Annotated in this window: 21 protein-coding genes; 13 read left to right on the top strand and 8 right to left on the bottom strand. The window is 70.3% G+C overall.

All coding sequences use genetic code 11. The features are described from left to right. Positions 1 to 174: 174 nt before the first annotated feature. On the top strand, positions 175 to 912 hold the full coding sequence (locus ABEA43_RS61945) for a helix-turn-helix domain-containing protein (RefSeq protein ID WP_345578265.1): 738 nt from the start codon (positions 175 to 177) through the stop codon (positions 910 to 912). A 135-nt stretch (positions 913 to 1,047) separates the two neighbouring features. Continuing rightward, positions 1,048 to 1,710 carry a hypothetical protein gene (locus ABEA43_RS61940; protein ID WP_345578262.1) on the top strand — a complete coding sequence of 221 codons (663 nt, stop codon included), beginning with the start codon at positions 1,048 to 1,050 and terminating at the stop codon, positions 1,708 to 1,710. 208 nt (positions 1,711 to 1,918) lie between these two features. On the opposite strand, the gene ABEA43_RS61935 is transcribed toward ABEA43_RS61940, so the two are convergent. Then, positions 1,919 to 2,593: a hypothetical protein gene (locus ABEA43_RS61935; protein WP_345578259.1), complete on the bottom strand. Its 675-nt coding sequence runs from the start codon at positions 2,591 to 2,593 to the stop codon at positions 1,919 to 1,921. A 232-nt stretch (positions 2,594 to 2,825) separates the two neighbouring features. Between ABEA43_RS61935 and vanY-N the strand changes: the two genes are divergently transcribed. Further along, positions 2,826 to 3,398 carry a D,D-peptidase/D,D-carboxypeptidase VanY-N gene (gene vanY-N / locus ABEA43_RS61930; RefSeq protein ID WP_345578256.1) on the top strand — a complete coding sequence of 191 codons (573 nt, stop codon included), beginning with the start codon at positions 2,826 to 2,828 and terminating at the stop codon, positions 3,396 to 3,398. A 63-nt stretch (positions 3,399 to 3,461) separates the two neighbouring features. After that, on the top strand, positions 3,462 to 5,489 hold the full coding sequence (locus ABEA43_RS61925) for an ATP-binding protein (protein WP_345578253.1): 2,028 nt from the start codon (positions 3,462 to 3,464) through the stop codon (positions 5,487 to 5,489). A 166-nt stretch (positions 5,490 to 5,655) separates the two neighbouring features. Here the strand turns inward: ABEA43_RS61925 and ABEA43_RS61920 are convergent, their stop codons facing one another. From ABEA43_RS61920 to ABEA43_RS61910, 3 genes are all read right to left on the bottom strand, one after another. Beyond that, positions 5,656 to 6,213 carry a hypothetical protein gene (locus tag ABEA43_RS61920; protein ID WP_345578250.1) on the bottom strand — a complete coding sequence of 186 codons (558 nt, stop codon included), beginning with the start codon at positions 6,211 to 6,213 and terminating at the stop codon, positions 5,656 to 5,658. Beyond that, positions 6,210 to 7,793, bottom strand: a complete 1,584-nt coding sequence (locus ABEA43_RS61915; RefSeq protein WP_345578247.1) for an ATP-binding protein — start codon at positions 7,791 to 7,793, stop codon at positions 6,210 to 6,212. Before ABEA43_RS61915 ends, ABEA43_RS61920 begins: the two co-directional genes overlap by 4 nt. A gap of 119 nt (positions 7,794 to 7,912) precedes the next feature. Then, positions 7,913 to 8,596, bottom strand: a complete 684-nt coding sequence (locus ABEA43_RS61910; RefSeq protein ID WP_345578341.1) for a response regulator — start codon at positions 8,594 to 8,596, stop codon at positions 7,913 to 7,915. Between the two features lie 662 nt (positions 8,597 to 9,258). Between ABEA43_RS61910 and ABEA43_RS61905 the strand changes: the two genes are divergently transcribed. The 6 genes from ABEA43_RS61905 (at position 9,259) to ABEA43_RS61880 (ending at position 16,453) form a co-directional block, all read left to right on the top strand. Beyond that, entirely contained in the window at positions 9,259 to 10,203 is a 945-nt protein-coding gene (locus tag ABEA43_RS61905) for a D-alanyl-D-alanine carboxypeptidase family protein (protein ID WP_345578244.1), read from the top strand. Between the two features lie 52 nt (positions 10,204 to 10,255). Then, positions 10,256 to 10,651, top strand: a complete 396-nt coding sequence (locus tag ABEA43_RS61900) for a hypothetical protein (RefSeq protein ID WP_345578241.1) — start codon at positions 10,256 to 10,258, stop codon at positions 10,649 to 10,651. A gap of 138 nt (positions 10,652 to 10,789) precedes the next feature. Continuing rightward, positions 10,790 to 14,002 carry an MFS transporter gene (locus tag ABEA43_RS61895; RefSeq protein WP_345578238.1) on the top strand — a complete coding sequence of 1,071 codons (3,213 nt, stop codon included), beginning with the start codon at positions 10,790 to 10,792 and terminating at the stop codon, positions 14,000 to 14,002. Next, positions 13,999 to 15,714 (top strand): ABC transporter ATP-binding protein, encoded by a 1,716-nt coding sequence (locus tag ABEA43_RS61890; RefSeq protein WP_345578235.1) that lies wholly within the window; start codon positions 13,999 to 14,001, stop codon positions 15,712 to 15,714. Before ABEA43_RS61895 ends, ABEA43_RS61890 begins: the two co-directional genes overlap by 4 nt. Positions 15,715 to 15,733: 19 nt before the next feature. Beyond that, positions 15,734 to 16,123: a cupin gene (locus ABEA43_RS61885; RefSeq protein ID WP_345578232.1), complete on the top strand. Its 390-nt coding sequence runs from the start codon at positions 15,734 to 15,736 to the stop codon at positions 16,121 to 16,123. Positions 16,124 to 16,300: 177 nt separating this feature from the next. After that, positions 16,301 to 16,453, top strand: coding sequence for an alpha/beta hydrolase (locus ABEA43_RS61880; protein WP_345578229.1), 153 nt, complete (start codon positions 16,301 to 16,303; stop codon positions 16,451 to 16,453). Between the two features lie 63 nt (positions 16,454 to 16,516). Here ABEA43_RS61880 and ABEA43_RS61875 read toward each other — a convergent pair whose 3' ends face one another. Beyond that, positions 16,517 to 17,824: an NAD(P)/FAD-dependent oxidoreductase gene (locus ABEA43_RS61875; RefSeq protein ID WP_345578226.1), complete on the bottom strand. Its 1,308-nt coding sequence runs from the start codon at positions 17,822 to 17,824 to the stop codon at positions 16,517 to 16,519. Between the two features lie 133 nt (positions 17,825 to 17,957). Between ABEA43_RS61875 and pdxR the strand changes: the two genes are divergently transcribed. After that, positions 17,958 to 19,409, top strand: coding sequence for a MocR-like pyridoxine biosynthesis transcription factor PdxR (gene pdxR, locus ABEA43_RS61870; protein ID WP_345578223.1), 1,452 nt, complete (start codon positions 17,958 to 17,960; stop codon positions 19,407 to 19,409). A gap of 9 nt (positions 19,410 to 19,418) precedes the next feature. Here the strand turns inward: pdxR and ABEA43_RS61865 are convergent, their stop codons facing one another. Continuing rightward, positions 19,419 to 20,774: an FAD-binding oxidoreductase gene (locus ABEA43_RS61865; RefSeq protein WP_345578220.1), complete on the bottom strand. Its 1,356-nt coding sequence runs from the start codon at positions 20,772 to 20,774 to the stop codon at positions 19,419 to 19,421. A 227-nt stretch (positions 20,775 to 21,001) separates the two neighbouring features. Between ABEA43_RS61865 and ABEA43_RS61860 the strand changes: the two genes are divergently transcribed. After that, positions 21,002 to 21,754, top strand: a complete 753-nt coding sequence (locus ABEA43_RS61860; protein WP_345578217.1) for an HD domain-containing protein — start codon at positions 21,002 to 21,004, stop codon at positions 21,752 to 21,754. A gap of 134 nt (positions 21,755 to 21,888) precedes the next feature. Beyond that, positions 21,889 to 22,122, top strand: coding sequence for a hypothetical protein (locus ABEA43_RS61855; protein WP_345578214.1), 234 nt, complete (start codon positions 21,889 to 21,891; stop codon positions 22,120 to 22,122). Positions 22,123 to 22,152: 30 nt separating this feature from the next. Here the strand turns inward: ABEA43_RS61855 and ABEA43_RS61850 are convergent, their stop codons facing one another. Beyond that, complete coding sequence (locus ABEA43_RS61850) at positions 22,153 to 23,004, bottom strand: alpha/beta fold hydrolase (RefSeq protein ID WP_345578211.1); 852 nt, start codon at positions 23,002 to 23,004, stop codon at positions 22,153 to 22,155. Between the two features lie 193 nt (positions 23,005 to 23,197). Continuing rightward, a complete protein-coding gene (locus ABEA43_RS61845; RefSeq protein WP_345578208.1) occupies positions 23,198 to 23,398 on the bottom strand; it encodes a hypothetical protein in 201 nt (66 codons plus the stop codon). Positions 23,399 to 23,409 lie beyond the last annotated feature (11 nt).

Raw genomic sequence — 23,409 nt, 5'->3', positions numbered from 1 at the left:
AGAAGCACCTCAGCCTTCTTGGCCGAACACGCCTTGTGCGGCCGCCACAGCCCCCGACGTTCTGGCGCGTCTGGGCGCCGTTTTGACTGTGCCCTTGGGGCATGGTGTGGACTGCAGCAAGGGGCGCGTGGCGTAGGGCACCTGCGCAGTTGCTGGCGACGAGGAAGGCAGACGATGGCGTGGAGCACCCGGCAACTTGCCGACCTTACGGGTTTGACGGTGAAGGCCATTCGGCATTACCACGAGATCGGGTTGCTGGACGTGCCCGAGCGCGCGGCCAACGGATACAAGCAGTACAAGATCTCGCATTTGATCCGGCTCTTGCAGATCAAGCGGTTGCGCGATCTGGGGGTGCCGTTGTCGCAGGTCGCGGCGATGGGGCGGGCTGACGAGGAGCCGGACGAGGCGATCCGTGTGCTGGATGCCGAGTTGGAGGCGACGATCGAACGGCTCAATCGGGTACGTGCGGAGCTGGCCGTCATCCTGCGACATCGCGCACCGATGCATGTGCCGACCGAATTCGCTCCCATCTCTCGAAAGCTCTCCGACGCGAACCAGTCTCTGTTCTTGGTCTATTCGACGGTTTTCAGCGAGGAGGGCATGGAGGAATTCCGTCAGATCATCGCCGCGAGCGACGACACCGATGACGAATTCGACGTCCTTCCCCCGGACGCCGACGATGCCACGGTCGACCGGATTGCCGAGCGAATTCTGCCGATGGTCCGCAGGATGCGGGAAGAGCACCCGTGGTCGAACGACCCGGTGGCCGATTCGCCACGAGGAACGGAGCTGGCCAACAGCACGTTGGCCCACGCGGTGGTGGAGTTCTACAACCCCGCACAGCTACGCGTTCTGCAGCGCCTGAACGTTCTCCTCGAACAGGCAACGGACACGGACGACGACACGCGCTGACCACGACTCGCGCGCGGGCCTCAACCGGTCAACGCGCCCCAGGCGCTGAGTCGAGCGCCCATTTCTGGAGACGGCCCTCCTCGCTTCTCCCTGCGCGAGGAGACCGCGTAGGGATCGACTGATATGGAGGCTGAGATGTTCAAGGAGCGGCGGAGACGCCGGGCTGTGCAACGGGTCCAGTCGGGAAATGGCCGTCCCCTAAAGCGTTTCCGCTGGTGGCAGCCGCTTTCCCGGGCTTTGTTCTATCTTCCGCTGACGAACGATGATGGCCGGCGGGTGGTCTACGCCATCGACGTCAACTATGTGCAGCGGTTTCTGTCCGAGGATGGCAAAGGCAAGGCCCAGCTGTACCTCGATGGCAGGCATCACGCCGAGTCCAGACTCCCTGCCGTCTTTCCCGTCCCGGGCGGCACGATCGAAGTAGCGCCGACGGCTTTCGGGCTCAAGCGCTGCCATTACGTCACCGCTGAGGGGGCCGAGCACCAGCTCGTCCCGGATCGGCGCTCCAGCGAAGGGCGCCGCGCGCGTCTCGACCGCGCGTACCCCGTATTGAGCCGTTGGATCGCCTTCTGCTCGTTTATCTTGCTCGTCATTCCGCTGCTTCTCCTCATTCCGCAGCTCATCGAAGTGGCCTTCAAGTTTCCCCCTGTAATTGAGCGCTTCGGGACTTTCACCTCACCCATCCGTCTGCCGGTATGGCTCAACATCACGCTCGCGATCGGTGCCGCGGCGGCCGGCTGGGAGCGGGCGTTGCGCCTGCGGTACAACTGGCTGCTGGACTCGATGGCCAAGGGGTGACGGCCAATGCGCAAGCATGTCGTCTCTCCGCCGCGAAGCCGGATCACGGTGAGAGCTCCGTGGCCACCGACGGCGAGGTAGCGCCCGGTCCGATCAACGGCGAGGGAGCGTATCGGTTCGGCGCCACGGGATGTACGCGCAGCCGTTCGGTCCAGGCGGGAACGTCGTAGACGACCAGCTCGCCCGCGCCGCCGGCAACGGCCAGCCATCAGCCGTCAGGGGAGAGCGCCGATCCGCTGGCGGTCTGTGCCCCGGCTGCGTCATCGTCGCCGTAGTCCACCGTGAACACGGTGAAGGTGGCAGCGGGCGGACGTGGACCCGGTACGAGTGGCGCGTCCTCGGGGCGCAGCCGGTCGGACTGGGTTGGGTACGAGGTGGTGGTCCAGTTCTGGCCCACGCTCAGGTGTGCCAGCCAGCGTGGATCGGTTACCCATACGTCGTAGTCGGTTTGGACCAGCAGCTCTTCGTCGGTGAACCAATGCAGGTCGTAGTGTCTGGTCGGCAGATTGGCGATGTCCGTCTTGGTGAACGGCACGTTTTTGGACGTCACCGCTTCGTACCGCTCGATGAACCGCCAGGTGTTGCCATCGACCCAGTCCTCGTCGAGGATCTCATCCAAGCTGACGTGCTCGCCCAGCGGGCCGCCGTCCTCGAATCGGGTGTCGGCCTCGTCCCACAGCACGCGCAGAAAGAAACTCGCATCACCGTCCAGCAGCGCCTGGTCGTACTCATCGGCGTCGTAGTACGTCACGAAGACGCGCAACCGGGCCCGGCGTTGTTCCGGCTCCAGCGCTATCACGCGGATTCCGTACAGATCTGTCATCACATTCCCCATCACGATCAAGGCGCAAGCGTCGATGATCGTATAGGAGCCGATCTGCATCCAAACGGCGATTAACACTCTGCTTGCGGCTGCGCTCAATGAATTTCGGAAATCGCGTCAATCCAGCGGTGATGCCGACGCCGCACAGCATCGACCCGATCGGGTGGCCGAATCGGTGGTCTTGCGCTGAATCTCCCGTACGGCTGGGTCATCCTGTCACGGTCGCCGCCGTCGAGAAACGGTGACATTCGGCTGACAACGCGCGCACATTGGTCGCCCATCGTGGTTGGTCATGAACGAGCCACGCACGATCCCGACTCGGCCCCGTGACCGGCTGTTCGCCGTGGTCACGTGGGTCCTCGCCGTGCTCCTGCTGCCTGCGGCGTTCATCCGCCGTCCCGGCCGTGCCCGTGAGCTGGCCTGCTGCTGGGCGCTGGGGATGCGGTTCCCGGCCGAGGACCTCACCGGGCTCACCGACGGCGCCAGGGCGGCGTTCGCCGCGGCGCGTACCGAGGCGTTCTGGGGTCATGGCCAGCTCATCGGCCTCACCTCTGGACACCGCGATCCCGCTGTCCAGCAGCGGATGTTCGACGAGGAGGTGCGCCGTTCCGGCTCCCCGGCCTTGGCACGCATGCTCGTGCTGCCACCGGCGGAATCCAAGCACGTCGCGGGCGTCGCGCTGGACGTGCGCCCGCACGAAGGCGCGCGCTGGCTGGAGGAACACGGCGGCCGCCACGACCTCTACCGCATCTACGACAACGAGTGGTGGCACTTCGAGTACCGCCCCGGCAGGGGCGGCAGGCCACCACGGCGACGACCGCACCCCGGCGTGGGCCACGTCAGCCAGTACGGGGACCGGACATAGCCCGGATGCGGGCATTCGAGAGGGGCAAGGGGTATGTCATCGGGGAGCGCCACCACGTCCGGATTGCTGGGATGGCGGCTGCACGCAGCGCGCGAGAGGGCGTTTGTGGGGCGGGAGGAAGAGCTCGCGGTCTTCCACACGGCGTTGTACGGCGGCGGCTGCAGCGTTCTGTACGTGCATGGTCCCGGCGGCATCGGGAAGTCGGCCTTGTTGCGGCGGTTCGCTCACGAGGCCGCGATGGCGGGGCGGCCGGTGTCCATGGTGGACGGGCGCATGATGGAGCCGTCGCCGACGGTTGACGCTGAGGCCGAACGGGTGCTTCGCGATGCGGACGCGGTGCTGCTGATCGACAACGTCGAACACCTTCAGCGCTGGGAGGGCTGGCTGCGCGATCGGTTCTTGCCGCGGGTGCCCATCGGGGCGCTGGTGGTGGTCGCGGGGCGAAACCCGCCGGACATGCGATGGCAGGCCGACCCGGGATGGGCGGAGGCGCTGGAGGTGCTGCCGCTGCGCGACCTGCGGGCCGCAGAGGCGCAGGCCCTGCTGGACTCCTGCGGGGTGCCGGCCGAGGTACGCGAGCCGCTGCTGGCCTTCGCCGGCGGTCATCCGCTGGCGCTGCTGTCGGGGGCGGCCGTGGCGGTGAAGGACGACCGGGCCGGCAGACGATGGATGCCGCATCAGGACAGCGGGGCTGGCAGTCGGTGGATGCCGCGTCAGGACGTGGTGGCCACGTTGCTGGATCAGCTGGTGGGCGAGGTGCCCTCGGCGGCGCACCGGCATGCCCTGGAGATCTGCGCCCACGTGTACACGACGACGGAGGACCTGCTGCGGGCGGCCCTGCCGCAGGAGGCCGGGACGGTGTTCCGGTGGTTGCGGCGGTTGCCGTTCGTGGAGTCGAGCAGCCGCGGGCTGTTTCCGCATGACGTGGTACGGGAGCTGCTGGAGGCCGACCTGCGCTGGCGCGATCCTGCGGGGTATGCGGTGATGCACGACCGCCTTCATGCGCAGCTGGCCGAGCGGGTGCGTACGGCCGGCGAGGTGGACGTGGTCGGCGCGGTGGCGGCCCTGCTCTACCCGCACCGCGACCATGGGGCGCCGGCCGAGGTCCTGTTCCAGGAAGAGACGGTACGCAAGGAGGACGTCGGCACGTTGCTCCAGGCGGCGGCAGAAGGTGCGGCGTCGGCGGGCTGTGCCGCCTTCTGGGTCGAACGTCAGCCGGAGGCCTTCCGGCTGTATCGACGGACCGACACCGGCCAGCCGGTGGCGTTCTCGGCGTGGTTGCGATTCGCCGAACCAGATGAGCAGGAGCTGACGGCCGATCCCCTCGTGGCCATGGCGTGGAAGCATGCGCGTGCCACCACCCCGTTGCGCGCCGGCGAACATCTGGCGGTCAGCCGGCTATGGGCGCTGCCGCCGTATCGCGCGACCGCACCGCTGATGGATGTGATCCAGTGGCGAGTGATCGGCAATTGCCTGCGGGCCGAACGGATGGCATGGTCCTATATCGAGCTTCAGGCGTGCGTGGAGCATGTCCGGCTGCATTTCGGAATGGGTGATATCTGCGAGCAGGCGGGGGATGAGGCGTATGCCCTGTTGGCTCATGACTGGCGCGCGGTGCCGCCGCAGGCGTGGCTGGAACAGCTGAGCCAACGGCTCCTCGCGGCCCCCGCCGGTGGCCCCGGCGCCGCCACGGCGGCGCGACTGGTGGTGCTGTCTGAGGCCGAGTTCACCGAGGCGGTACGTACGGCATTGCGCCAGTTGCGGCGGCTGGAGGCGCTGGCGGCGTCCCCGCTGACGCGCACCCGGCTGATCGCCGAGCGGGCTGGGCAGGACCCGGCCGCGGCGCTGGGTGACCTGCTCCGCCAGGCGATCGACGACCTGCGTGCGGATCCGCGCTCGGTCAAGTTCCACCGGGCGCTGTCGGTCACGTTCCTGCGCGGCGCGCCCACTCAGGAACTGGCCGCGGAACGGCTCGGTCTGCCTTTCACCACCTACCGCCGCCATCTGAGGGCCGGCATCGAACGTGTCTGCGCCGGCCTGTGGCACCGGGAACTGTACGGCACCACCGCACGGGCGTACCGATCCACCTGAGCCGCCACATGGTGCCCGCGCGGTGGGCTGAGCTGGGCGAACACCTGCCGCGCCATCCCGCCGCTCCGGCCACGCGACCAACCTGAAGCGAGGGCGAACGTGGCAGCGTCTGCGGTCGCCGCTCTGGCCATCGCCACGCCGAGCGTCGGCTGCTCCGGCGTGCGGTTTACTTCGGGCAGTTTCGGGGGCCGATGCTCTGGCCGGCGCCGGTGAGGGTGATCTTGGTGGGGGTGTGCGGGGTGGTGGCGGTGGTCGTGCAGACGATCTGGTCGATGGCCAGGGCGGACAGGTCGCCGGCCGGGGTGGACAGGGTCACCACCAGCCGGCCGGCCTGTGGGGAGGTCACCGAGAACGGGCCGGCTTCGAGTGGGACGGCGGTGGTGATGCCGTGCGCCTGTTCCGCCATGGTGGGTCCGGCTGCCAGCAGGGCGAGCCTGTCGGTGGAGAGCAGGGGGTGGTTGCTGGGCCGCGTCACCATGCTGAGGCGGCCGTTCTTGACCAGGTAGAGGGTGATCGGCCAGGTGGGGGCCTGGTGTCCGTCCGGGTCAACGCGTCCGCTGGGTGGCTCACCGGCGGCGATGGCACCGCTGGGCTGCACCCCGCAACCCGCCACCACCAGCGCGAGGAGGCCCACGGCCAGCCAGGCAAGGACCGCAGCGAGCACGCGATGGGCGCGCCCCGGCCTTCCACAGGCCCTCGCGCCGGTCCTCATGCCGGTCCTCATGCCGGGCCTGCTTCCGGGCCTGCTTCCGGACCTGCTTCCGGGCCTTCGCCGGGGCCCGTGTCGGTGTCTGCGTGTGTGTCGGTGTCGGGTGATCGGCGGGGCAGGCGCAGGGTGAACAGGGCACCACCACCAGGCGCGTTGGCGACCGTCAAGTCACCTCCGTGCAGCAGCGCGTTCTCCCGAGCGATGGCCAGCCCCAGACCGCTGCCCTCAGACCTGGCCCGAGCCGGACCGGCCTTGTAGAAACGGTCGAACACCCGCGCCGGCACAACCTCCCCCAACCCCGGCCCATGATCACGAACCTCCACCACCAGCACATCCCGGCCCGCCGACAACCGGACCGTCACCGGCGGCTCACCATGCCGCAACGCATTGCCGACCAGATTCGCCAAAATCACATCCACCCGGCGCGGATCCAGCCACGCCACCACCCCCGGCGCCAACTCCGTCTCCACCTGCCCCACCCAGCCCCGCACCCGCAAACTCGCCCCCACCAACTCCGCCACATCCACCTCATTCACCGTCAACGCCGCGACACCGGAATCGAACCGGCTGATCTCGATCAGATCATTGACCAGAACACTGAGGTGAAGCGTCTCCCGGCTCACCAGCCGAGCCGCCTGCCCCGCAGGCCCCGGCAACAGGCCCGCCTCCCGCTCCAGAACATCCGCCACCGCCGTCAACGCCGCCAGCGGAGTACGCAACTCATGGGAGACATCGGCCACGAACCGCCGCGCATCAGCCTCCATCACCCGCAACCGCTCCACATGCCGCTCCAACTGCGCCGCAGTCGTGTTGAACGTACGCGCCACCTCAGCCAGCTCATCCGAACCCCGCACCACGATCCTGGTCCGCAATTCCCCCCGCCCCAGCAAACGCGCCGCCCGCCCCAACTCCCGCACCGGCCCCAGCACCCCACGAACGGCCAGCAACGCCAGCACCACCGCGAACCCCAGCGCTCCACCACCCGTCAACCACGCCCGCGCCGCCAGCCCATCGATACTGCGCTGCTCGGCCAGCAAACTCCGCACCACATACACCTCGATCCCCGACGCCCGCCGGGTCCGATCCTGCCCGGCGATCAGCAACGGCGCACCGATCACCAGATATGGCTCCCCCTGCAGACCGGGCCCACGCGGCAGACCCGATCCGCCCTGCCACACCACCCGCTGCCACGCCACCTCACCCCTGGCCACCACCCGCCGCAACTCCGGCGGGATCATCCCCGGCTCCAAAAACGGCACGCCCCCACCGCCCGGACCACCCGGACCACTACGCCCCAGCGGCGGCCCGGACGGCGAAGAGAGCGAAGCCGGCGGGAGCGGCGCGTACGTCCCCCCATAGACGGCGACCACCGCGCTGTTCCCCTCAATCGCCGCCGCCGCAGCCGCGATCTCCTCCAGCCCCACCTGATCCGGCGTCGCACTTCGCAACGGGAACAAGTCCTCCAAACGGCTCTTCACCGCCTGCACCGCACCATCCTGAGTCCGCTGCAAAATCTCGTTACGCGCCTGCACATAACTCCCACCGGCCACCGCCGCCGCCGTCACCACACACAACAACCCGAACGCGAACAACAACCGGCCACGCAACCCCAACCCCGGCCACAACCCCCGCCACCAACCCGCCCACGACCCCAGCCGCGACGGTGGCTTCGACGCCGTCACCCGACCCCACCAGCGCACACCCTTCACACCGCTCACACCGGCCCGAACCGGTAACCGAACCCCCGCACCGTCTGCACAAACACCGGCGCCGCCGAATCATCCTCGATCTTCGCCCGCAATCGCTGCACACACGCATCCACCAACCGCGAATCACCGAAATACCCGTGCTCCCACACCGACTCCAGCAACTGCTGACGACTGTGCACCCGCCCCGGCGCCCCAGAAAGCTCCAGCAACAACCGCAACTCCGTCGGCGCCAAACTCACCACCGCCCCCCGGACCGTCACCACCAACCCCGCCCGATCCACCGTCAACTCCCCATACCGCTCCAACTCCGCCTGCTCCCGCCCGATCCGCCGCAAAACCGCACGAATACGCGCCTCCAACACCCTGCCCTGCACCGGCTTGACCACATAGTCATCCGCACCCGCCTCCAACCCCGCCACCACATCCACATCCTCACCCCGCGCCGTCACCATGATGATCGGCACCTCACCAGAAGCCCGCACCCGCCGGCACACCTCAAACCCATCCATCCCCGGCAACATCAAATCCAGCACCACCACATCCACACCACCCGCCCGCAACCACTCCAACCCCGCCTCACCCGATCCCACCGCCCGCACCCGATGCCCCAAGCCCGACAACGCCAGCTCAAGACCCTCCCGCACCGCCGCATCATCCTCGATCAGCAACACCCGCGACCCACCGACCATCACCACACCACACTCCAAAACTCATCCCGGCAGGCCAACCCCACCACTCTCGACCCGGCATATCCCCAAACCGTCCACGCCATGTCATCGTCGTGTCACGAACACCCCGACGACACCGACGAACGCGCCGATGGCGGCCGCCGTCGACAAACGGTGACATACGGCGCACAACGCCCGCACATTCGCGGCCAATCGTAGTTCGTCATGGACGAACCACACACGATCCCGCCCCGCCGCAGGACCACGGCGCCCACCCCGGCATGGGTCACGCAAGGTGCCGGCAGCCGTCAACGGCGGGCCGTTCCAGCTCAACACCCCCGGATGCTGACCCATTGGCACGCTCGTAGCACCAAGCGCCCCACGGGATCCCGAGGGCGGCACAACCAGCCGCGAAGGAACCTCGTCTCCCGGCTGTCGAACGGGTGAGATCTGGGCGTTCCCCGGAGCCTCAGAATCAGCTTCTTCGTGAGGTCCGGTGGGTGGTGGCCACCGTGGAGACGGCTGCTCACGTATCGCGGGACGCGATCGGCTTCAGGTCAACGGCAACGAACCCTCGCGCTACGAACTGCGCCCCAAGCCATCGATCACCACTACGCCGATCCCGACGCACGACCCACGGGGGCGCGAGAAGCGCGCCCCGGTCTCCTGGAGGTGCAGAGCTCTTGTCGTCTCGTCTTTCTCTCACTACGCGGACGCTCGGCGTCGCCATATCCGCCGTCCTCGCCATCGGGAGCTGGCTGGTCTACAGCAGCGCGCAGGCCCAGCCACTGTCGTGGCCGAGCTCCAAGCCGCCGCCGATCACCGTGGCCCGGGGGTCGGCGCTGCCCTGGCCGTCGATGGGGCAGGCGGCGGTCGAGTTCACCGGGCAAGCGGACAGCCTCAGCGTGTACGGCAAACAGCGGCCCGTGCCGATCGCGAGCGTCACCAAGGTGATGACTGCTCTGGTGATCCTTCGCGACCACCCGCTCGGCAGGAACGCCGCAGGGCCGTCCATCCGGGTCGACCGGCAGGCGTCGATCGAGTCAGGGAACCGAGACGAGTCCACGGTGCCGATCACCACGGGCCAGAGCTTCACCGAGCGGCAGCTTCTCGAGCTGATGCTGATCCCCTCGGGGAACAACGCCGCACGTCTGCTGGCCCGCTGGGACGCCGGCTCGGAAGGGGCCTTCGTCCGGAAGATGAACGCGGCCGCCGCCAAGCTGGGCATGAAGAACACCACATACACCGGGGCGAGCGGATATGAATCCACCACGGCCAGCACGGCGGTGGATCAGCTCAAGCTGGCCAGGCAGGCCATGAAGAACCCGGTGCTGCGTGACATCGTCGCCACCGCCAAGATCACCGTTCCGGGTATCGCGGGTGAGATCGTCAACACCAACAAGCTGCTCAGGCTGCCCGGGGTGGTCGGTCTCAAGACCGGCACCAGCACGGCGGCGGGTGGAGCGCTGCTGTGGGCCGTTCGTCCCGCTTCCGGAGACCGCGACCGGCTGATCCTCGGGGTGGTCCTGCGCCAAGGCGACCCCGAGGATTCTCTTGAGGAGAAGAAGGAGGCGGCGCTCGTCGCGAGCAGGAAGTTGATCGTGGCGGCCCGGCAAGCCGCAAGGTAGCGGTCGGGGCAAGTACGTGTTTCTTCGGTGGTCGAGCCCGTTCGTAGCCAAGGTGAGAGGCCGGCAGCGAGCCGAATCGGCGCATCCGACCACCGTACTCGAGGAGAACATCCTGCCCGCTACCTGCACCTTCGACGGCTTCGGCTCCTACAGCAGCAGCGGCTACTGGGGCAAGCAAGGCCCCGAGTTCCTCGACCGTCGCCTCGCCCTGTACGCCGAGGAGCAGCGGATGGTCCTCCGAGCCAACACCTTCCGGCAATTCATGCAGGTGCTGGGCCCGGGCACCGAGGAGTCCGAGGTGCCGTTGCGCTCGCACGGCAGCCTGTCGATGAACCGGGCGCTGATGGCCGCCGGCACCGCGGGCGTGCACCTCGTGTTCGGCCGCCGCACGATCCTGAGCGTCGGGATCGGCGCCGCCGTCTACGTGTTCCTCGTCAACACGTTCTGAATCCCGGCGCGGCGTGATCGAGGCCGCCTCACTACTCCCGGCGATGTAGTGGGACCGGGACTACTGCCCAGGTGCCAGCCGGAAGAGCCTCTCTGGGCATGACGACCGCTGACCGGCCCGGACACCACCATGTCCGGTATGCAAACGATCCGAGTGGACGGGGCCGCCGAGCCAGGCGCGCGCCCGGGGATCACCCTGGCCGCGGTGGCCGTCGTCCAGTTCATGGTGTCGCTGGACCTGTCGGTGGTGAACGTCGGGCTCCCGCAGATCGCGGCCGGCCTCGGCTTCAGCGCGGTGGGGCTGACCTGGGTGATCCACGCCTACGCGCTCACCTTCGGCGGGCTGCTCCTCCTGGGCGGCAAGGCCGCCGACCGCTACGGCCGCAAGCGGGTCCTGCTGCTCGGGCTCGGCCTGTTCGCTCTCGCCTCGCTCGCCGGCGGCTTCGCCCAGGACCCCGGCCAGCTGGTCGCCGCCCGTGCCGCGCAGGGCATCGGCGCCGCCGCACTGGCTCCGGCCGCGCTCGCGCTGCTGACCTCGACGTTCCCCACGGGCAGGGCCCGCGTGCGGGCCTTCGGCGTGTGGAGCGCGATGAACGCCGCCGGGGGAGCCCTCGGCGTGCTGCTGGGCGGCCTGCTCGTCGAGTACGCCGGCTGGCGCTGGGTGATGTTCGTGAGCGTGCCGATGGCCGCCGGCGCACTGGCCCTGGCCTGGCGGGGGGTCGCCGCCGGCCCGCCCCCGGTGCGCGGCGGCCGCCCGGACGTCCTCGGCGCGGTGCTGGCCACGGCGGGCATGACCCTGCTGGTGTTCGGCCTCGTCCGCACCGACCAGTACGGGTGGGCCTCGCCGGCGACCGTGGCCACCCTGGCGGTCGCCGCCGCGCTGCTGGCGGCGTTCATCCATGTCGAACGGAGCACCTCCCGCGAGCCGCTGATCCGCCTCGGCCTGTTCGCCAACCGCGCGGTCGCCGGCGCCAACGCCTACAACCTGCTGCTCGGCGCCGCCATGGCCGCGGCCTTCTACTTCGTCTCCCTCTACCTGCAGCAGGTGCTCGGGACCGGGCCGGCCCTGACCGGCGTCGAGTTCCTGCCGTTCGCCCTCGGCGTGGTCGCCGGCTCCGTACTGGCGGTCAAACTCGGATACCGTTTCGCGCCGCGAACCTTGCTGGTCACCGGCGGGCTGCTGACCGCGGCCGGGTTCGCCTGGTTCGGCCTGATCAGCCCCGACGGTGCCTTCCTCACCGACGTCCTGGGGCCCTCGATCGTGGCCAGCGTCGGCTTCGGGCTCTGCCTCGGACCGGTCGTCTCCACCGCGACCGCCGGCGTCGCGTCCCATGAGACCGGCACCGCCTCAGGGCTGCTCAACAGCTCACGCCAGATCGGCGCCTCGCTCGGGCTGGCCACCCTCGGCACCGTGGCCCACCACCGCGCCGGCCAGGCCGCCACGCCCGTGGAGCTCAGCGACGGCTACGCCTTCGCCCTGACCCTCGCCGCCGCACTCCTGGTCGCCGCCGTCCTCATCGCCCTCACCGTCCTGCGCCGGGAGAGCCGGCCGAGCGGCACGACCGTGACAACGTCCCGGCCGGGGACGAGCCTGGCCGGGCTGTTGCGTCCTCACGGATGGGGGTTCGCCACCGTGGTGCTCCTGCAGGTCATCGGGGCGGTCGCGGGTCTGGCGCCGCTGCTCGCGGTGGTGGAGCTGGGCCGGGTGCTGCTGAGGCCCGGCCCCGTCGATCAGGGTCATGTCTGGTTCGTGGTGATCGCGGGGGCGGCTGGATTGTTCGTCCGGCTGGTGTTCACCGCCGCGTCGTCCGGGCTCGGGCATGTTCTCGACGGCCGGGTGCAACTGTCGTTCCGCCGGCTGCTGGCCGCGCGGCTGGGGAGCGTGCCGATCGGCTGGTTCTCCCGGCGCGGGACCGGTGAGCTGGCGAAGGTGGTGGGGGAGGACGTCAGCGCCGTGCACCCGTTCATCGCCCACGCCCCCGGCGAGCTGGTCGCCGCGTTCGTGGTGCCGCTGGTCTCGCTGGTCTACTTGCTCACCGTCGACTGGCGGCTGACGCTGATCACGCTCATCCCGGTCGTGCTGGCCGTGGCGCTGGTCCCGTTGATGATGACGCCGGCCCGGCTGAGCGAGCAGGAGAAGTTCGACGCGGCCATGGGGCGGATCGCGAGCTCCGTCGTGGAGTTCGTGCAGGGCATCGCGGTGGTCAAGGCGTTCGGGGGAGGCGAGCGCGCGCACCGGAGGTTCCGTACGGCCGCGGACGATTTCGTGGACATCTTCCTGCGGTGGGTGCGCGGCATGTCCGGGATCGCCGCGGGGATGCAGCTGGCGCTGTCGCCGCCGTTCGTGCTGCTGGTCGTGCTGATCGGCGGTACGGCCCTGATCACGACCGGCGGCCTGGCCCCGGCCGACCTGCTGCCCTTCCTGCTGCTGGGACTGGGGCTGACCGCTCCGGTGGCGGCGCTGGGCCACGGCTTCGACGACCTGCAGACCGCCGGGCGCGCGGTCGGCCGGATCCGGGACGTGCTCGGCGTGCGGCCGCTGCCGGAGCCGGCGCACCCGGTCGCGCCGCAGGGCCACCGGGTCGAGCTGCGTGATGTCCGGTTCGGCTACGAGGACGGTCACGAGGTGCTGCGCGGGATCGACCTCGTGCTCGAACCCGGGACGGTCACCGCGATCGTCGGGCCCTCGGGTAGCGGGAAGTCCACGCTGGTCCAGCTGCTGCCGCGGTTCTTCGACCCGACCCATGGCTCGGTCGTCCTGGGCGGTGCCGATCTGCGCGAGATCGGCAGCCGGGAGCTGTACCGGAGGGTCTCGTTCGTCTTCCAGGACGTTCGCCTGCTGCGCGCGTCGGTCGCGGACAACATCGCGCTGGCCGTGCCGGACGCCTCCCGCGAGGACGTGGAACGCGCCGCCCGGCTGGCGAACATTCATGACCGGATCCTCGCGCTGCCGCGCGGATACGACACGGTGATCGGTACGGACGCCGGGCTGTCGGGCGGCGAGGCGCAGCGGATCTCGCTGGCCCGCGCGCTGCTCGCCGCCACCCCCGTTCTGGTGCTCGACGAGGCGACCTCCTTCGCCGACCCGCAGACCGAACGAGCGGTGCGCCGGGCCCTGGCGACGCTGCACGGCGAACGGACGATCCTCGTCATCGCCCACCGGCTGGAGACGGTCGCCGACGCCGACGCCGTCGCGGTGCTGGAGAACGGGTCGATCGTCGAGCACGGCAGCCCCGCCGACCTGCTGGCGCGCGACGGCAGGTTCGCCGCGTTCTGGAGATCCCACCGATCGGCGACCGCCGACGAGAGCGACGCCCGCGGTGGCGTCCTGCAAGGAGGCGAGCTGCGATGATCCGAATGCTCCTGCGCGTGCTGGGACACGAGTACGCCCGGCCGATGCGCCGCACCGTCGCCGTGATGACGGCGACCGCGATAGCCGAGGGCCTGTCCTATGCCCTGCTGGTTCCCGTGCTGCGGGCGTTGTTCGGCAGCACGCCGGCGGCTGCCGTGCCCTGGCTGGTCGCGTTCGGGGCCGCGGTGGCCGGTTACGCGGTGCTGCGCTATCGCAGCGATCTGTCCGGGTTCCGCGTCGGGACCACGCTGTTGCGCGGCATGTATCACCGGCTCGGCGACCACCTGGCCCGGCTGCCCATCGGCTGGTACAGCGCCGGCCGGGTCGGGGAGGTGTCCGTCATGGCCAGCCGCGGCCTGCTGGACACGATGGGGGTGGCGGCGCATCTGCTGGCGCCGTTCATCTCCGCCTGCGTGACGCCCCTGACGATCGTCGCCGTGATGCTCGCCTTCCACTGGCAGCTGGGGCTGGCCGCGCTGGCCGCCGTCCCGATCGTGGCGGCGATCCAGATCTGGACGGGACGCTCGATGGCCGCCGCCGATGCCGAGCGCCACGAACGCGACCATGAGGCCAGCGGCCGCGTCATCGAATATCTGCAGGCCCAGCCGGTGCTGCGGGCCGGCGGCCGGACCGGCGAACGCTTCCAGCTGCTCGACGACTCGCTGCGGGAGGTCCAGCGCGCCTCCCGCCGTCTGACGCTGTCGGTGCTGCCCGGTGTGGTCGGGCTGACGCTCGCGGTGCAGACGACGTTCACCGTGCTGCTGGTGCTGGGCGCCTCCCTCGCGCTCGGCGGGCAGATCGGCGTGGCGGAGGTGCTGACGATCCTCGTACTGGCCGCCCGTTGCGCGGATCCGCTGCTGTCGCTGGCCGACATCGGCGGCAAGCTGCGCGGTGCGCGGTCCGAGCTGGCCAGGCTCGACGCGGTGTTGCGTACCGAGCCGCTGCCGGAACCCCGTGAGCCGATCCAGCCGCAACGCCATGACCTGGAGTTCGACTCCGTCTCCTTCCGGCACGGGGACCGTACGGTGATCGACGGGGTGTCGTTGTCCGTGCCCGAAGGGCAGCGGCTCGCCGTGGTCGGACCGTCGGGGGCCGGCAAGAGCACCCTGCTGCAGCTGGTCGCGCGGTTCTACGACGTGGACGCGGGCGCGGTGCGCGTGGGAGGCGTGGATGTACGCGGCGTCGACGCTGAAGGGCTGATGGCGCGGATCGCCATCGTCTTCCAGGACGTCTACCTCTTCGACGGCACGATCGAGGAGAACGTGCGGCTCGGCCGTCCCGACGCCGGCGAGGCCGAGGTACGGGCGGCGGCGACCGCGGCGCGGCTGGACGAGGTGATCGACCGGCTGCCCGGCGGATGGGCGGCGCACGTCGGCGAGGGCGGCGCGCTGCTGTCGGGCGGGGAGCGCCAGCGGGTCTCGATCGCGCGAGCGCTGCTGAAGAACGCGCCCATCGTGCTGCTGGACGAGGTGACCTCCGCACTCGACCCGGTCAACGAGGCCGCCGTCCACGACGGCATCGAACGCCTCATGGCGGGCCGGACCGTGGTGATGGTGGCGCATCGGCTGCGGACCGTCCGGCGCGCCGATCGCATCGTGTTCCTGGACGGGGGCCGGATCGTGGAGCAAGGCAGCCACGACGAGCTGCTGCGCCGCGGCGGCCGCTACGCCGATTACTGGAATCTCTCCCTGGCAACGGCCACGAGTGAATGAGAAGGAAGGTCGTTCCGGCATGACCGTCACGCCGATCGAGCTCTTCGCGTCCGCCATCCACCTGCGCCAAGGCGGGACGATCCAGACCGGGAAGCGGACAACGGACCCCGAGCAGGACGGCTGGCAGGTGACGACCTTCCACGCGAAGACCGGCGCCGACGTGCACGCCGATCACTGGGAGGTCCATCCCGAGGCCGAGGAGGTCGTGTCCTGCCTCATCGGGAAAATCCGCCTCTACCTGCGGCCGGAGCGGCCGGGACAAGAGGAGGAGGAGATCCGGCTGACGGCCGGGACCGCGGCCATCGTCCCGCGCGGGCGATGGCACCGGATCGAGCTGGACATCCCCAGCAGCATCATGGCCGTCACCCTGCCGCGGGGGAGCCGGCTGGAGAAGCGCACCGAAGCCTAGGTGTCCGTCGCCTGTTGGAGGAGGACGTTCAGGCGCTGCAGGACGCGTAGCTGCGCGGGGTTGTAGATCTCCATCACCGCGTGGGCCATGGTGTTCCGGCCAGCTCGGCTCCCAGTGGCGAATCCGCGACCGGGTCGTTCGACCAGGCGCGACATCCCCACCCCCCACCGCGGCGCCGTGCTGCTCCGCGAGAAACTCGGCGACCGCGCCCGGCTGGTGAGCGTCGATGCCGCCGGCCACGGCGGCAACGCCTGCGCGTGGAACACCACCACGAGCTACCTGGTCGACGGCAAGACGCCCAAGCACGACGTAGCCTGCCGCGCGTCCTGACCGTGGCCGAGACCGGCTCGAACGAGTTGATCGACGCCGACCTGGTCGGTGGCTGACTGCTGGTCAGCCCATCACCGTCCCGCTGGAGTCCGGGTTGACCGGCCGCCTGCGGGAGAAGGCCCCCAGGTCGACGGTGAGCCCGGTGTGCTCACCCTGGTACCGCACCGGGTGGGCGTCGTGGTCGTGGCCGTTCTCCACGGCTGTGATGATCTGTGCCATGAAGCGCCCTGCGACGGGCGCGTTCTTGAACTGGTTGCCGCTGGTGCCGATCGCGACGTAGAAGCCGTCGAGCGAGGTGCGGTCGTAGATGGGGGACCAGTCGGTCGCCACGTCGTACACGCCGGCGATGCCGCGCGGCCTCGGCGGCACGCCCAGATCGCCGAAGCGCCGCGCGGCACGGGTCACCTGCGCCTCGAAGAGGGCCTTGGTCGGGTCGAGGCCCGCCTGGTCCGGGTCGTCCAGCCACTGCATCTGGTCGCACTCGGGTTCGGTGCCGCCGACGTAGAAACCGTTGTCGGGGGCGCCGCGCATGTAGGTGCCGAGGTCGAGGTCCGCGATGACCGGCCCAGGCTGGTCGTCGTGGTCGAACTCCGGGGGTGCGGTCACGAAGTGCACCTCTTGCCGCATCGGTCGCGTCGTGATGGTGAAGTCGTCGCCGACGCCCGCCATCTCGTTGAACGCCGACGACCACGGCCCCGCCACGTTCACCACAATGGGCGCGTCCACCCGTTCGCCGTCGGCCAGGTCAACGCCGGCGACCCGGCCGCCGGACCGTCGTATGCCGGTGACCTGGCTCTTGAACACGAACCGCGCGCCCGCGTGGCGGGCGGCGTTCGCGAGGTTGACCGCGGCCAGCATCGGGTCGTCCACGTAGCCCGCGTCCGGAGTCCACAGGGCGCCGAGCCGCTCCGTGGGCTCTGCCCAGAACGTTTCGTCGTCGAGCCTCTTGGGTGGCCAGAACCGGCCCGTGTCGAGTCCCGGCACCCGCTCCGCCAGCACGGAGGGGCTCCACACCTCGTACGCGACGCCGGCCCGGTCGAACAGCGGCACGATCCGCTCCTTCGGCGCCACGTCCACATCGAGGAACACCATGCCGGTCCGGCAGAACCGGGCCATGCCCGCCTGGTCCACGAACCGGAGGTGGTCCGGCCACGCCGCCCAGCAGTGCTTGGCCTCCCAGGACGCGGCGACGCCGGGGAAGGTCGAGTAGTTGAATCGGACGACCGCGCTCGATGCGCTGGTCGAGCCTTGCCCTGGCCCATTGAGGCGATCGACGACGACCACCTGGAGGCCGGCGCGGGCAAGCTCGAGTGCCGTCGACGAGCCGATCACGCCGGCGCCCACGACGACGACGTCTGCGGTAAGAGTCACCACACCATCCTCACCCGCTCCGGCGCCTGCCCATAACCGTCACCTGCCGAAGAAGGGGCCCGCGCGGATCGGGCGCATGCCCGCCTCGGGAGGGACCTGGCAGGAATTGGTACACGTCGGTAAGGTCCGATCTGTGGAGCGATTGAGGACCAATTCCGGGCTGGCCGAGGACTTGCTCATCGAGCTGGACCGCGACGCCGGGGTGCCGCTGCACCGGCAGATCGAGGCGTCCATCCGCGCGTCCATCCGGGCCGGTCGGTTGCGAGCGGGTGCGTCGCTGCCACCCACGCGCACCCTCGCGGCCGGGCTCGGGGTTTCCCGCGGGGTGGTCGTGGAGGCCTACCAGCAGCTCGTGGCCGAGGGCTACCTTGCCAGCCGATCGGGCGGTTACACCCAGGTCGCCACGTCGATGCCGCCGGCCGCCGCCGGCGCGGGGTCCGCAGCTTCGGCGGCGGCTTCGACGGCGCGGCAGGCCACCCGCCGCGTCGGCTTGAGGGTGGACTTCGGGTACGGGCGCACCGACGTGTCGCAGTTCCCGCGGGCCGCCTGGCTGCGCTCGGTCCGTACCGTGCTCACCACCACACCCAACGACCGGTTCGCCTACCTCGACGGGCGCGGCGTGCCGGAGCTGCACCAGGCCCTGTGTGACTACCTCAACCGGGTACGCGGCACGCTGGCCGTCCCCGGCAACGTGGTCATCTGCAACGGTTACGGGCAGGGCATCTCGCTGCTGATCCAGGTGCTCGCGCGGCACGGCGCCAGGCGGATCGCCTTGGAGGACCCCTCGTCCGACGACGATGCCCGGGTGCTGGCCGGGGCCGCGGGACTGGACGTGGTCGGCATCCCGGTGGGTCCGGACGGCGTTCAGGTCGATGCCCTCGACCTGGCCGACGCCGACGCGCTGGTCCTCACGCCGTCGCACCAGTGGCCGACCGGCGGGGTGCTGTCGGCGGCGGCGAGGGCCGAGGTGATCCGCTGGGCGCGGCGCCGCGGCGCGATCGTGATCGAGGACGACTACGACGCGGAGTACCGCTACGACCGGTCTCCGGTGGGCGCCATGCAGGGCCTGGCGCCCGATCACGTCGTCTACTGCGGTACGGCCAGCAAGACGCTCGCGCCGGGGTTGCGGCTCGGCTGGATGGTGGTGCCTCCCCAGTTGGTCGCCGACGTGGCCGCGGCGAAGCTGCTCGCCGACCGCGGTTCGCCGGTCATCGACCAGCTGACGTTCGCCGACTTTCTCGGCCGCGGCGAGTTCGACCGTCACCTGCGCCGGATGCGTCCGGTGTACCGGCGCCGCCGCGACGCGCTGCTGGACGCGCTGCGCACCCATCTGCCGGATCTGCGACCGGCCGGGATCGCCGCCGGGCAGCACGTGGTCGCCTGGCTCCCGCCCGACCTCGACGAGGCGGCGGTGGTGACGGCAGCCGCCCGGAACGGGCTCGGCATCCGGGGCATCGGGCCGTACCGGATCGCCGGCACCGGGCCCGGTGGCCTGATCTTCGGCTACGCCATCCTCAGCGAGAGCGCCATCGCCGAGGGGGTCGCGCTGCTGGCGACGGCCATCCGGGAGGTACGGGGATCCTGACGCGGCCCATCACAGGGCGGGACGGATGTTCTGGTTCAGGTGGAACACGTTCGCCGGGTCGTAGGCGGTCTTCACCGCGGTCAGCCGGGCCAGCTTCGCGGCCGAGTACGCCCGCCGCACGCCGCGCTGCCCATCGGCCAGTTCGTCGGCCGTCAACGAGTTGACGTAGATCCCGCTGGCGTACGGCTCAAGCGAGGCACCCGCGGCGCGGGCGGCGCCCATCCTGGCGTCGTCCTCGTCCGGGTCGCTCCAGCGGGTGCCGGCACCGAACTCGAACATCGTGCCGCGGTGACTGAAGGCCGCGTCCGCTTCCGGGACATCGGCGATCGCGCCGCCGTGCGCCTGCAGGCCGACGCCCGGCAGGTCCGGGCTCGCGCTCAGGTCGGAGCCGCCGCGCAGCAGGAACGCCTCGATCGCCGCGGTGGGAAGGCTCCGCAGGTAGTGCCCCTTGGCATAGCGGCGGTAGGCGTGGCCGCCGGTGGAGTCCTCGCGTCGCTGAAGTTCGAGGTAGGACGGTGTGGTGACGCGGGAGGCAACGGGACGCCCGAGCGCCCGCATCGCGGGCAGCAGCCGGCGCCCGTCGGCCGGGTCGCCGACCCACACGAACCCCAGCGTGGCGATCGGGCCGGCGGGAGTGCTGCCGACACTGGCGGTGAACGTCGCCTGCCGGGGCGCGACGGCGTTCAGGTCGCGCCAGCCCTCGACGACCGGGACGGCGTCCTCGGCACGGAAGTCGAACTCGGCGACCATGGTCCGCGTGCCGGTGCGATGCAACTCGAACTCGAACTCGGTCACGATGCCGAAGTTGCCACCACCGCCGCGCAGGCCCCAGAACAGGTCGGGGTTCTCGGTACGGCTCGCGGTCATCACGTCGCCCTCGGCGGTGACCATCGTGTAGGAGACGACGTTGTCGCAGGCCAGGCCGTACTGGCGGGCCAGCCAGCCCATGCCGCCGCCGAGCGTGAGCCCGCCGACGCCGGTGTGGGAGACGTTGCCGGCGGTGGTGGCCAGGCCGTACGCCTGGGACGCCCGGTCCAGCGCGCCGAGCAGCGCGCCGCCCTGCACCCGGGCCCGGCGACGGGCCGGGTCGACCCGCACGCCGCCCATGGGCGTCAGGTCGATCATGAGACCACCGTCAGGCACGGCGAAGCCGGCGGCGTTGTGGCCGCCGCAGCGCACGCCGATCTCGAGGTCCAGTTCGCGGGCCAGCCGCACGGCGGCGACCACGTCGGCGACGCCCGCCGCGCGGACGATCATGCGTGGACGCCGGTCGATCATGGCGTTCCAGACGGTACGGGCGGTGTCGTAGCCGGCGTCGCCAGGAGTGAGCACCTGGCCGTCGAAGCGGGTTGCTGTCGTTGTCATGCCCTCAGTCTGGCCGGAATCGGTACCCTCGATAAGGTCCGATCCTGCCAGCCAATTGAGGACCAATTCAGGAGCCGGTCACCCCCGGGAAGCGGACACGATGGCCACGAGCGCGTGGTCCTGATCTGTGGGTTGGTGGTCCTTGTGGATCTTGAACCAGGAGCGCAAGGCTTGGCAGTGGCAAAGCTTCGCGCATCCCTTTCATCGACCACCCCGTAGGAGACCCCATGAGTTCAGCCCTGCACCGCCGCACGCTGCTGGGAGCCGCCATCGTCGGCGCGGCAGGCCTGACAGCCGGTACGCCTGCCGCCCACGGCGCGAGCGGGCCCGCCGACCTGGCCTTCCCCACCACGCGCGTCGCCAAGGCGGCCCGGCAACTGGTGACCGACGCGCAAGAGCCGTACCTGCGCAACCACAGCCTGCGCAGCTTCCTGTTCGCCCAGGCGATCGCCGCCCAGGCCGGACGCCTGCCGGGCCGCGACTACGACGCCGAGGTCATGTTCCTCATCTGCGTGCTGCACGACATGGGCCTGACCGGACGCGCCGACACCGGCCAGCGGTTCGAGCTCGACGGCGCCGACTTCGCCGCCCGGTTCCTGGAGAAGCACGGCATCACCGACAGCCGCGTCGACACCATCTGGGACGGCATCGCCCTGCACACCTCCCACACGCTCTCCCAGTCGCCGGTGTTCGCCCGCCGCCGCCCGCCGGAGATCCCGATCGCCCTGAACGGCATCGGCGTGGATCTGACCGGCGGCCCCGACGAACTCCCCATCGGGTACGCCGAACGCGTGCACACCGCCTACCCCCGCCACGGCGGCGCCCGCGCCCTCACCGACGCCATCATCGCCCAGGGCCTGGCCGATCCGCGCAAGGCCCTGCCCATGACACTGCCCGGCGAGATCGTGCACCAGAGCCACCCGGAAGCCCCGTACATCACCTGGGAGGGCTTCCTCGCCGCCAGCAGCTGGGACGACTGACGACAGGTCGTCAGATGAACGGCATTCGCCTGTCGCGCGGACGGGTTGCGCGATGGGCTGCCGTGATGTCAGATCATGCACATGGCCTCGGTCTTCGCTCTGGCCGGGCCGCCCGATCGGCTGGAGGAGCCTCCATGAAGTTCAAGCGAGGGGTTTTAGCGGCGGCGCTGACCGTCGGCGTGCTCGCGCTCGGCGCGTCCCCGGCTCACGCCATCCCCCCTCCCCCACCCGGGGGAGACCTCCTCATCGTCTACACCTACTACAGCGGCGACCAGGTCATCGGACAGCGCTGGTTCGGGTGCAGTCAGCCTCCAGGCCAGTGGGGGACCCTGGACGGCACACTGAAAGTCTTCTTCACGCCCTGCTGAGCAGGACAAGGGCTTTCCGCCTTTAGGACGTCACTTCGCGGCCGCGCGGAGCCAGTCGAGGCTCTCCGCGGCCGAGTCGAGGATCGAGATGTGCCCGTCGCCAGGAGACAGCCGAAGCTCGGCATCCGGGATGCGCCGCGCCAGCCACTCCCCGTACGAGCTGGGCGCGACCCGGTCCCCGTCACCGTGCAGGAGCAGGACGGGCGCGGTCACCTGGGCCGGGTCGCAACCCCAGGGGGAGACGTACGCGAGATCGTCGTCGATCAGCCCGTCCCGTCCCGCCGCCAGGGCCGGGCCGACGACGCTGCCGAACCAGGACCAGGTGCCGTTGAGCGCGGCATGATCCGCCGGGGCGAACATCTCCGGGTCGTACTCGGCCTGCGCCTCATGACGCTCCTTCGCCGCCCGCCCTTCGGTGGCGGCGCGCAGGGTGGCCTGGCCCGAGCGGGACATGCCGGCGAACCAGTCGAGCCCATCGGCGTCGTACGGAGCCATCGGCGCCACAGCGACCACGGCCTGCACCCGCTCAGGCAGCAGGGCGGCGCAGGCGAGAGCGTGCGAGGCGCCGCCCGAGTGCCCCATGACCGCGAACCTGCCGATGCCCAGCGCATCGGCGACATGCCGGGCGTAGCCGGCCGCGGACGCGACGGTCCGGCCGGGCTCCCGGGTGGAGGGGCCGTATCCGGGGCGGTCGTACGACACCCAGCGGAGGCCGAGCCGCTCGGCGGCCGGGAAGAGAGGCTCGGGTGGCGTGCCGAGGTTCGGGGTGCCGTGGTGCCAGAGGACCGGCAACCGGTCGGCGGCGTCGTCCGCGTCCGTGTCGTACACGTGCAGCGTGCGCCCGTCGGCCAGAGCCAGATCGAACTCCTTGATCTTCGTCACGTGAGATGGCCTTTCGGAGAGTGCCCGCGTTCCCGGTGGAGTCCGCGAGGGTGAGCATACGGGCGGGCCGGATCCCTGCCACCGTGCGGAGCTACCTGCTGGCCCGGGTTCAGGTCAGCCAGGGCGGCCGGCCCTGGCCTGTCGGCAAGGCTGGGTCCACCAGCCGCCAGTAGATAGGGATGGGAGAGGGCGTCTACACGGGGAACTGGTCGATGACGCCGTCGTAGGTTTCCTGGGCGGGTCCGAGCGCGATCTTGGAGTAGATCTCCAGGGAGGTGCGGCTGGCGTGGCCGGAGTAGGGCTGGATGAGGGCGTCGTCGATGCCTTGGGACTTGAGCCAGGTGAACAGGAGCTCATCTTCGTCCAGGGTGCGCGCCACGGGTGCCGATCTCACTTCTACGCTCA

The organism is Nonomuraea rosea (genome assembly GCF_039539705.1).
Lineage (GTDB): Bacteria > Actinomycetota > Actinomycetes > Streptosporangiales > Streptosporangiaceae > Nonomuraea > Nonomuraea rosea.
Note: the sequence above shows the minus strand (reverse complement) of the source record. Positions and strands in the feature narration are given on the sequence as shown.

Bases quoted from the DNA above. Each gene is read 5' to 3' on its own strand.
- ABEA43_RS61945 (WP_345578265.1), top strand. From the start codon at position 175: ATGGCGTGGAGCACCCGGCAACTTGCCGACCTTACGGGTTTGACGGTG.
- ABEA43_RS61940 (WP_345578262.1), top strand. From the start codon at position 1,048: ATGTTCAAGGAGCGGCGGAGACGCCGGGCTGTGCAACGGGTCCAGTCG.
- ABEA43_RS61935 (WP_345578259.1), bottom strand. From the start codon at position 2,593: ATGCAGATCGGCTCCTATACGATCATCGACGCTTGCGCCTTGATCGTG.
- vanY-N (WP_345578256.1), top strand. From the start codon at position 2,826: ATGAACGAGCCACGCACGATCCCGACTCGGCCCCGTGACCGGCTGTTC.
- ABEA43_RS61920 (WP_345578250.1), bottom strand. From the start codon at position 6,213: ATGAGGACCGGCATGAGGACCGGCGCGAGGGCCTGTGGAAGGCCGGGG.
- ABEA43_RS61910 (WP_345578341.1), bottom strand. From the start codon at position 8,596: ATGGTCGGTGGGTCGCGGGTGTTGCTGATCGAGGATGATGCGGCGGTG.
- ABEA43_RS61895 (WP_345578238.1), top strand. From the start codon at position 10,790: ATGCAAACGATCCGAGTGGACGGGGCCGCCGAGCCAGGCGCGCGCCCG.
- ABEA43_RS61890 (WP_345578235.1), top strand. From the start codon at position 13,999: ATGATCCGAATGCTCCTGCGCGTGCTGGGACACGAGTACGCCCGGCCG.
- ABEA43_RS61885 (WP_345578232.1), top strand. From the start codon at position 15,734: ATGACCGTCACGCCGATCGAGCTCTTCGCGTCCGCCATCCACCTGCGC.
- ABEA43_RS61865 (WP_345578220.1), bottom strand. From the start codon at position 20,774: ATGACAACGACAGCAACCCGCTTCGACGGCCAGGTGCTCACTCCTGGC.
- ABEA43_RS61860 (WP_345578217.1), top strand. From the start codon at position 21,002: ATGAGTTCAGCCCTGCACCGCCGCACGCTGCTGGGAGCCGCCATCGTC.
- ABEA43_RS61855 (WP_345578214.1), top strand. From the start codon at position 21,889: ATGAAGTTCAAGCGAGGGGTTTTAGCGGCGGCGCTGACCGTCGGCGTG.